This window comes from Brevibacillus gelatini (assembly GCF_003710935.1).
GTDB classification, from domain to species: domain Bacteria; phylum Bacillota; class Bacilli; order Brevibacillales; family Brevibacillaceae; genus Brevibacillus; species Brevibacillus gelatini.
Window position 1 is genome coordinate 22,564 of the sequence record NZ_RHHS01000038.1, and the last position, 8,029, is coordinate 30,592.

Sequence of the window (8,029 nt, forward strand, 5' to 3'; positions counted from 1 at the left end):
AGGGTGAGGCAAAATGGCAATCATGGTAGTGAGGGCGTGCACTTATGTGTTTGACCTTCATTGACCTTTTGTGTATGATAATCTTACAAAGAGAGGAGGAAGACGAGATGCACATGAATTTGATTCCAACCGTCATTGAACAGACCAACCGCGGTGAACGTGCTTATGATATTTATTCGCGCCTGCTCAAAGACCGCATCATCTTTCTGGGAACCCCCATCAACGACACGGTAGCCAACATTGTAGTGGCCCAGCTGTTGTTCCTTCAGGCGGAAGACCCGGATAAAGACATTCATCTGTACATAAACAGCCCTGGCGGTTCCATCACTGCCGGAATGGCGATTTACGATACGATGCACTACATCAAGCCGGACGTTTCCACCATTTGTATCGGAATGGCCGCTTCGATGGGAGCTTTCCTGCTGGCTGCCGGAACAAAAGGCAAACGCTATGCGCTGCCAAACAGTGAAGTGATGATCCACCAGCCATTGGGCGGTGCTCAAGGCCAGGCGAGCGATATTGAGATCGCGGCGAAACGCATTTTGAAAATGCGCGACCACCTGAACACCATTCTGGCTGAACGTACAGGACAACCGCTGGAACGCATCCAAAAAGATACGGATCGCGACAACTTCCTCACTGCCCAGGAAGCCGTAGAGTACGGATTGATTGACAAAGTCATTACGTCCACGCCTTCTTCGAAAAAGTAAAACATGCGCCAAAAACACTCGTGCCAAGCGAATCGTTGGTACGAGTGTTTTTGTTTTGTCCTATTGTGAACTCAGCTTTCTTCCAGCTGGCTGACATACACCGTCATGCTTTTGCCGGGGTTGTTTTCCTGATGAATGCGCGCAGTAGACGTCTTTTCGTCGACAGCATCAATCCAGACCGACTCGCCTTGGTATTCTACCTTGATTTTTTCAGGAGAATAAAGAATAGCCTGTGCTCTTGTCAGATCCATGCGTTCTTCCCTCTTATCGCTCGTCGTCCAAGGCTTGCTGCGCGGAGCTTGCCCCAGTCATCGTATCCACGGTCGTTTCTTCGATCAAGCCGTTCTGATCGGAAACGATTCCGCCGCCAAGTCCTTCATTTATCATCCGGTCGATGTCCATGTCGTAGGCATCCCGACCTTCGTTGCAGCTGTCCTGGCACGTGTCACGATTGCTCATGAGTCATTCCTCCTTTATTGCACGCTTACATTGTTTAGCAATACCCTGTGCCGCGAAAATTGATGCATGCAACAAAAAAAGACACCCCCCATTTAGGGACAGTGTCTTTGGTCCATCGTCTGTCTACTCTTCTTTGCTTACCAGACTGGCAAGGCTCGAAACTGCCTGGGAGGCATCCGGCCCTTCTGCCAAGATGGTAATCTCCGTTCCCGAGCTGATGGCGAGGCTCATGATACCCATAATGCTTTTGGCGTTTACCTTTTTGTTGCCTTTTTCTACAAATACTTCCGATACAAAACGGTTGGCCTCCTGCACGAAGAAGGCAGCCGGACGAGCCTGCAAGCCAGTCTTCAGCTGAACTACGACCTGCTGTTGAACCATGAATAAACCTCCAATCCTTGTCGACTATTACCTTTAAGTATATCATGCATCTACATCGAAAGATTTTGTTTTTCACGTATTTTGTCAGCGATTTCGTTAATTTTTCGCAAGCGGTGATTAATTCCCGATTTGCTGACAACTCCGCTCGGGATCATCTCCCCCAATTCCTTCAAATTAATATCGGGGTGAGCTACGCGAAGCTCCGCTACCTCACGCAGACGTCTGGGCAAATTCTCCAACCCGATCTCCTGATCGATGAGTTGGATGTTTTCCATTTGTCTTGTGGCAGCGTTTACTGTTTTGTTGATATTGGCGATCTCGCAATTGTGCAAACGGTTCACAGAGTTGCGCATGTCCTTGACGATCCGGACATCCTCAAAATACAGCAGAGCCTGATGAGCGCCGATCAGGCTCAAAAACTCCGTGATTTTCTCGCCTTCTTTAATGTAGAGGACGTACCCCTTTTTCCGCTCGATGCACTTGGCATTTAGTTTATAACGATTGGCGATCTTGGTCAATGCTTCGCAAAAATCCTGATAGGAGGTGAAAATCTCCAGATGATAGCTGGATGCCTCCGGATGATTGACCGAGCCGCCTGCCAGGAAGGCTCCGCGCAGGTACGCAGCCCGGCAACACGACTTTTTCACGATCTCGGGAGCGATCCCGGGTACGAACGACAGGCTGCTGTCCATGATCGCCAGTTCTTGCAAAATTTCATTGGCCTGGTTCGGTACTCGCACGATGTAGACGTTGTTCTTTTTCAGCCGCATCTTTTTGCGAACGAGCAGTTCACAGTGCGTCTGAAACAGCTTTTTAATCAAGGTGTAAATCCTTCTGGCAATCGCCGCATTTTCCGTCGTCACATCCAGCACCAGGCGTCCTGCTCCGAACTGCAAGCTCCCGTTCATGCGGATCAAGGCAGACAATTCAGCCTTGCTGCAGCAGTCGGCGCTCTCCATCATGGTCAGTTCTTTTTTGGTATGCGCGGCGAATGACATCGAACCTCACTACTCCTTCTCTATCTTCAGCACCCTCCGTCTGCGCTTGACGAGTGAAACGACTTGCTTGCTCACGGCATGCGCATCGTGACGCAGGTACCCATCCTCAAATGTAACCAGCGGCTTTGCGACAATATGCAAGCCGAGCTGACGCAGATTTTTCAGATCACAGGGGACAGGAGTCGCTCCTTTTTCCGCGTATTTTTCCAGTACGTGGTTCGGCAGCTCGGCTGAATTGACAATGATCGTATCCAGAAACGATTCTTTTACATGATCGTACATGACCTGCACATGCTTCGAGGCGGTGAAACCGTCCGTCTCGCCTGGCTGTGTCATGACGTTGCAAATATAAATCTTCGGGGCCGTCGAGCGCTTGATGGCAGCAAACAGGCCTCGCACCAGCAAATTGGGCAGTATGCTCGTGTACAAACTGCCCGGTCCAATCAAAATGGCATCCGCCTCGGCAATCGCCAAAAGTGCCTCGCTCAGCGGCACAGCGTCTGCCGGTTCAAGGAAAACCCGGCGGATTTCCTTGCCTGTCAGCGGTATTTGGGATTCTCCGATCACGATTGAGCCATCCGTCATTTCAGCTTTCAAACGAATGGATTGTGTGGACGCAGGCAGCACATCTCCACGCACCGCCAAAACTCCACTCAATGTTTTGACTGCGGTGACAAAATCTCCCGTGATTTCGTTCATTGCTGCAAGTAGTAGATTTCCCAAATTATGCCCTGCTAATCCAGTGCCTGATGAAAAACGGTACTGCATGACTTTTTCCATCAACGGCTCCGTATCGGCCAAAGCAGTCAACACATTGCGAATGTCCCCGGGCGGCAGCATATCCATTTCCTCGCGCAGACGTCCCGAGCTTCCCCCATCGTCTGCTACGGTCACAATGGCTGTGATATGCACCGGCTCATGTTTCAAACCGCGCAAAAGGACGGACAGACCCGTTCCTCCGCCAATGACGACAATTCGTAATGGCCTTGACTGCAGCCTCCCCATTCCCTTAGTAGGCATATGTCACCTCATTATTTCTGATACAAATAAACAGGTGGCGGTCTCTGTGTGAATCATGAAACGTTTTCTTCCTGCCATCCTATGCTCACTTGTTCTTTTCCATGTCTCGATGACTGACCCGGATGGTAAAATCTTTTCCGAAGGTCTGGCCCAGATGCTCTGCAATCGCGACGGAACGGTGTTTTCCTCCCGTACAGCCGATGCCGATCACCAGCTGGCTTTTGCCTTCGCGCTGATAGTGCGGCAACGTATACGCCAAAAAGTCCGTCAGCTTCTCGATGAACTCTTTGGTTTCCTTGTGCCTCATCACGTAATCAGCCACCTCTGGATCGCATCCGGTCTTGGGCCGCAATTCGTCTACATAGTGGGGATTCGGCAAAAACCGGACATCAAACATCAAGTCCGCGTCAATCGGCGTACCGTATTTAAAGCCAAACGACAGTACATTGATCGTAAGGGGTGATCCTTGTTGTGCGTATTGGTTGATGATTTTTTCCCGAAGCTGCGCTGGCTTCATTTGACTCGTATCGATAATCTGATGCGCCCAGCCCTTCATTTCCTGCAACAAACGGCGCTCAGCATGAATTCCTTCCAGAGGGGAACCGTTCGGTGAAAGCGGATGTCTGCGACGGGTTTCCTTGTAGCGGGAAACCAGCGTTTGGTCGTTCGCATCGAGGTAGAGGATGTGATACGACAAACCCTCCATCTGATCCAGTCTCTCGATCGTCTCGGACAGACTTTCGAAAAACTCCCGTCCACGCAAGTCGATCACCAAAGCGACACGCTCAATACTCCCGCCAGACTGTTTGACCAACTCGGCAAATTTGGGAATCAGCACTGGGGGCAGGTTGTCTACGCAAAAATAGCCCAGGTCCTCCAAGCTTTGTACAGCAACTGTTTTTCCCGCACCTGACATTCCCGTAATAATCAGGAGATTCATGGCCTTGTCGTTTCCCAATTCCGTCACGCAACTCGCCTCCTACGATTCTGACAATAGCATACCATATTCGCTGCCCAATTCGCACCTTTTTGGCGCTTCCCCACTTTTCCCAGCATCCGTTTCTGCAGGCACCCAAACTGTTTTTGGGCAAAAAAAGATGCGCGACTGCAAGGCCAGCCACGCAACATTGTATATATAGATAAGGGGGTCAATTCATTGACTTTATCTTACCCCTAAATTATTTCAGTCATGTTACAAGCACGTTAAGAGATTGTGACATTTTGTTCCTTTAGTTTTTCGTTCAGCTCTTCCACATAGTGCTGAGCGGATTGTGCCGCAATGGAACCATCTCCGGTTGCAGTCACGACCTGGCGCAGCATTTTTTCGCGAACGTCGCCCGCTGCGAACACGCCTTTTACCTTGGTGTGCATTTTTTCATCGGTGAGGATATAGCCGGCTTCATTGGTAATGCCGAGCGAACGAACGCTCTCAGTCAGCGGATCCATACCTACGTAGATGAACACGCCGTCGGTCGCAAACTCTTTTTGCTCGCCAGTCTTGATGTTTTCCAGGAGGACGGACTGTACTTTGCCTTCTCCGCGAATTTCTTTGACAACGGAATTCCAGATTACTTCGATCTTTTCGTTTTCAAAAGCGCGTTTTTGCAAGATTTTTTGCGCGCGGAACTGATCGCGACGGTGAACGATCGTCACTTTGGAGGCAAAACGGGTAAGGAAAACAGCTTCCTCTACGGCCGAGTCGCCGCCACCCACGACAACCAGCTCTTTGTTGCGGAAGAAAGCGCCGTCGCACACAGCGCAGTAGGAAACACCACGACCGGACAGCTCTTTTTCCCCTGGTACTCCGAGCAAGCGATGCTCGGCACCTGTTGCCACGATCACCGCTTTGGCCAGGTATTCCTTGTCACCTGTGATAACCCGCTTGAACGGTTCTTCATCGCGAATTTCCTTGATCTCGCCGTAGGCGTATTCTGCGCCAAACTGCTGCGCGTGCTCGAACATTTTCGTGGAAAGATCAGGTCCGAGAATGGAGGCGAAGCCAGGGTAGTTCTCGATTTCCTCCGTATTGGCCATCTGACCGCCTGGAATGCCTCTTTCCAGCATCAAAGTGCTCATGTTGGCGCGGGAAGTATATACAGCAGCCGTCATACCAGCAGGGCCGGCTCCGGCGATGATAACGTCATAAACTTTTTGCTCGCTCATATCTGTTGCCTCCTCGTCTGACACGCTTCTTTATTTAAAATTATTATAATGTAATAATCTATATAAAATCAAGTGTCGACAATACTTTGACGCATTTTGCTACGGTTGCCGCTGAGATCCCGTATTTCTCGGCCAGATAAGCTTGCGATTTTTTCTTGTTTGCTACGTTTCCGTATACATATTCCAAAGCAGCGACCCATGCAACTGCTTTCCGCACTTGTACTTGGCTTTGTGCGTATTTCTGATGCTTTTCCCAGACTCGCAGGCACCATTCTCCGGCTTCCTGCTGTCCTTCTGCGAACAGGTAGCGATGAATCCCTTCTTCTACGCTCATCTCAGCCTGCACGACACTGCTTGCGTGTTCGTTTACAGCCGAATGGGGCGCGTCCTCCGGCATTGCCGCTCCCATGTCCGCCAGCGCCAGCAGAGCCAGCTTTTGCAGTTGGGGGTTGTCGGTCTGGTAGTAAAATTGGCGAACCGCGTACTCTGCCTCATCATCGCCGATCAGCGACAAAGTTTGCAAAACGGCAAATTTGACTTCGTCGCGTCCGTGCTGCAAAGCCCACAAAAGCGATGCGCGAATCATCGGATCGTTTTTGAAGTCCTCTACTCCGGTAAACGGCGACTTTTCCCAGGATACGTCGCGCCGCGGCGGGTTGTACTGGTAAGGGATCGGCTTTATAGTGTCCCCTTCTTGCTCGTTTTTTACCATCTGGATGTACTGGTCAGCAATTCCTGATTCCGGGTCCAACTGCTTTGCTTTTTGCCACCAGCGCAGAGCCTGGTCTTTTCGTCCGCTCAAGTACGCGGAGATCGCCGCATAGTGGTACGTGCAAGCTTCATGCGGACGGCCGGCACGCAGCATCCGCTGGTAATGGAAGTACGCCTCGTCATGTTGCCCAAGGACTCCCATGGTCGTTGCCAGCTTGTACGTGTTTTCCAGGTGAAACGGAACGACCTTTTTTAGCATGTCCATCAAAGCCAGCAACTCTACAGTATGGTTGTGATGGGAGAGCAAAACGGCCAGGTTGCACAGCGCATGCAAATTGCCGTGCTCCTTTTCCAGCGTCTTGTCGATCGTCTCCATCGCCTTTTGAAAATCACCCACGTAGTAATAGGCCAGAGACAGGTTGTTCCAGGCCGGCAAAAAGTCGGGGTCGGTTTCCACGATTTCTTTCAAAATATCCAAAGCTTCCAGGAAGCGGCCTTCCTCCAGACTGCGGCGTGCACGCTCGTGCTTGCTGTACACATCCTCGTTTTCACTTGGCAGAAAGTGACGCGGCGGCAAGTCCAGCTCGAAGTAAATGTAATCGAGCAGTTCTTCCGCTTCCTCCCGGTAATGCCCGTTGCCTGCCTCTTGCAGATAGCGGACGGCCATTTCTTCTGCCATCTGGTAATCTTCCATGTTGGCGTAGTTGTTTGCCATGTAGAAGTATACTTCCACCATGGACGGGTCCCATTTTTCTATGATCTCGTAAAGGACTTCGTTCGATGCTTCAAACTGTCCGGTTTCGGCGAGGGCACTGGCCAAATGGCAATGGCATTCCGCATTGGTCGGCTCCATCTCAACAGCGCGCCGAAACGACCGCAGTGCTTTTTCATAGTCGTACCGATTCAAAAAGCGCATGCCCCGGTCAACAAAAAAAGCGGCATCTTGCTTGAAGTCGACGACAGTTGTTTTCTTCAACATACTTTTATTTTGTTTCATAAAACCTCCAACATCATAGGAGCAGCACTTCAAGTATCGTACCAGAAGCAGTGCCAGCCTACAAGCTGACTCGTCTTTTAAAGTGTGCAATTCACGGGCAAAAGCAGGAAAACACCACTGGCGCATAGCAAGTGGTGTTTACGAACGGTAATGGAGCGGACGACGGGTCTCGAACCCGCGACCTTCGCCTTGGCAAGGCGACGCTCTACCAATTGAGCTACGTCCGCATATTGTATCATCTTTTTCCTGTTCAGTTGTTTGTAAAAACTGGTGAGCCATGAAGGACTCGAACCTTCGACCCTCTGATTAAAAGTCAGATGCTCTACCAACTGAGCTAATGGCTCGTACATGGTGGCTCGGGACGGAATCGAACCGCCGACACGAGGATTTTCAGTCCTCTGCTCTACCAACTGAGCTACCGAGCCATGCTGTTTCATTGCCATTTCTGACTTTTACCTAGGTAGAAATGGCGGAGCTGACGGGACTCGAACCCGCGACCTCCGGTGTGACAGACCGGCGTGAACTCCAACTTCACCACAGCTCCATTGTGGAAGGTTTATTCCTTCAAAACTGAATCTGCATGTTTGCCA

9 protein-coding genes and 4 tRNA genes are annotated in these 8,029 nt (G+C 50.6%); 1 reads left to right on the plus strand and 12 read right to left on the minus strand.

Annotated elements, in window-relative coordinates; translation table 11 throughout:
- Positions 1–74 precede the first annotated feature (74 nt).
- Entirely contained in the window at positions 75–710 is a 636-nt protein-coding gene (clpP, locus tag EDM57_RS16005; protein ID WP_281274244.1) for an ATP-dependent Clp endopeptidase proteolytic subunit ClpP, read from the plus strand.
- A gap of 71 nt (positions 711–781) precedes the next feature.
- Here clpP and EDM57_RS16010 read toward each other — a convergent pair whose 3' ends face one another.
- From EDM57_RS16010 to EDM57_RS16065, 12 genes are all read right to left on the minus strand, one after another.
- A complete protein-coding gene (locus EDM57_RS16010; protein WP_122905700.1) occupies positions 782–961 on the minus strand; it encodes an H-type small acid-soluble spore protein in 180 nt (59 codons plus the stop codon).
- 13 nt (positions 962–974) lie between these two features.
- Complete coding sequence (locus tag EDM57_RS16015; protein WP_122905701.1) at positions 975–1,169, minus strand: hypothetical protein; 195 nt, start codon at positions 1,167–1,169, stop codon at positions 975–977.
- 123 nt (positions 1,170–1,292) lie between these two features.
- Complete coding sequence (locus tag EDM57_RS16020; protein ID WP_122905702.1) at positions 1,293–1,550, minus strand: HPr family phosphocarrier protein; 258 nt, start codon at positions 1,548–1,550, stop codon at positions 1,293–1,295.
- A 50-nt stretch (positions 1,551–1,600) separates the two neighbouring features.
- Positions 1,601–2,548, minus strand: coding sequence for a DNA-binding protein WhiA (whiA, locus tag EDM57_RS16025; RefSeq protein WP_122905703.1), 948 nt, complete (start codon positions 2,546–2,548; stop codon positions 1,601–1,603).
- Between the two features lie 9 nt (positions 2,549–2,557).
- Positions 2,558–3,568 carry a gluconeogenesis factor YvcK family protein gene (locus EDM57_RS16030; protein ID WP_122905704.1) on the minus strand — a complete coding sequence of 337 codons (1,011 nt, stop codon included), beginning with the start codon at positions 3,566–3,568 and terminating at the stop codon, positions 2,558–2,560.
- An 85-nt stretch (positions 3,569–3,653) separates the two neighbouring features.
- Entirely contained in the window at positions 3,654–4,535 is an 882-nt protein-coding gene (gene rapZ / locus EDM57_RS16035) for an RNase adapter RapZ (protein ID WP_122905705.1), read from the minus strand.
- Between the two features lie 236 nt (positions 4,536–4,771).
- Positions 4,772–5,755, minus strand: a complete 984-nt coding sequence (trxB, locus tag EDM57_RS16040; protein ID WP_342771485.1) for a thioredoxin-disulfide reductase — start codon at positions 5,753–5,755, stop codon at positions 4,772–4,774.
- 34 nt (positions 5,756–5,789) lie between these two features.
- The gene (locus EDM57_RS16045) at positions 5,790–7,439 is read right to left on the minus strand and encodes a tetratricopeptide repeat protein (RefSeq protein ID WP_122905707.1); all 1,650 of its coding nucleotides are present in this window, start codon (positions 7,437–7,439) and stop codon (positions 5,790–5,792) included.
- 151 nt (positions 7,440–7,590) lie between these two features.
- Positions 7,591–7,666: transfer RNA gene (locus EDM57_RS16050), tRNA-Gly, on the minus strand.
- Between the two features lie 41 nt (positions 7,667–7,707).
- Positions 7,708–7,783, minus strand: a tRNA-Lys gene (locus EDM57_RS16055).
- Positions 7,784–7,788: 5 nt separating this feature from the next.
- Positions 7,789–7,864: transfer RNA gene (locus EDM57_RS16060), tRNA-Phe, on the minus strand.
- A 42-nt stretch (positions 7,865–7,906) separates the two neighbouring features.
- Positions 7,907–7,983 (minus strand) — tRNA-Asp (locus EDM57_RS16065).
- Positions 7,984–8,029 lie beyond the last annotated feature (46 nt).